Annotated in this window: 1 protein-coding gene; it reads left to right on the forward strand. The window is 69.6% G+C overall.

The features are described 5' to 3' along the window. The coding region (locus tag AB0B76_RS59000; protein ID WP_360395220.1) for a SpvB/TcaC N-terminal domain-containing protein at nucleotides 1-1,169 on the forward strand (1,169 nt) is incomplete at both ends.

Below are 1,169 nucleotides of genomic sequence, written 5' to 3' on the forward strand. Positions count from 1 at the left end.
ACCAGCCTGAAACCCTCGGACGCCTGGTCGACCGGCGGAACGGGCAGCTTCACGTACTCGTACCCGGTGACGTTGCCGCCCGCGCTGGGCGGCGCGGCCCCGGACGTCTCGCTGGCCTACTCCTCGGCGGCCGTGGACGGGATGACCGCCTCGACGAACGCGCAGTCGGACTGGGTGGGCTCCGGCTGGTCGTACAGCCCGGGCTTCATCGAGCGGGCCTACCTCCCGTGCGCCGACGACGGCATCACCGGCTCCGGCGACACGTGCTGGGGGTGGGGCGGGCAGGAGGTGTCGCTCGCCGTCGCCGGCATGTCCGGCGGCCTGGTCTACGACGACGCATCCCACAAGTGGCACCTGTCCGCCGACAACGGCGCGACGATCGAGCTGAAGACGGGCGGGAACAACGGCGCCTACAACGGCGAGTACTGGGTCGTCACGCAGCCCGACGGCACCCGCCTGTACTTCGGCGCGGGTCACCTGCCGGCCGCGGAGGGCGGCACCGGCGTCGACCCGGCATCCAGCGGGGCGTGGACGCAGCCGGTGTACTGCCCGAAGTCCGGGGATCCGTGCTACAGCTCCGGCACCGGGACGAACAGCTTCACGCCGAACATGGCGTACCGGTGGAACCTCGACTACGTCGTCGACCCGCACGGCAACGCCACGACGTACTCGTACGGCACCGAGACGAACTACTACGCCCGCAGCAGCGCGCACACCCTGACCTCCTACACCCGCGCCGGCTACCTGAAGCAGATCAACTACGGCTGGCGGGCCTCCGACGTCGCCGGGCAGGCCACGCCGAACCCGGCCGCCGAGGTCGTGTTCAGCACGGTGCAGCGGTGCAAGGGTACAGCCACCGAGTGCTCCACTGTGGACAACCTGACGAAGACGACGGCGCCGGACTGGCCGGACACCCCGTTCGACCAGATCTGCAAGTCCAGCGGCACCTGCCTCATCGGCGGCATCTCGTACTTCTCCACGGTCGAGCTGAGCCAGATCCAGACGCTGGTGAACAAGGGCGGCACGTACAAGCCGGTCGACACCTACGCCCTGGCGCACTCGTTCCCCGACCCGAACGATGGTTCCAGCCCGTCGCTGTGGCTGGACTCCATCACCCACACCGGCAACAACGCCACCACCGCCGCCGCCCTGCCGCCGGTCATCTTCAC

The organism is Dactylosporangium sp. NPDC049140 (assembly GCF_040648435.1).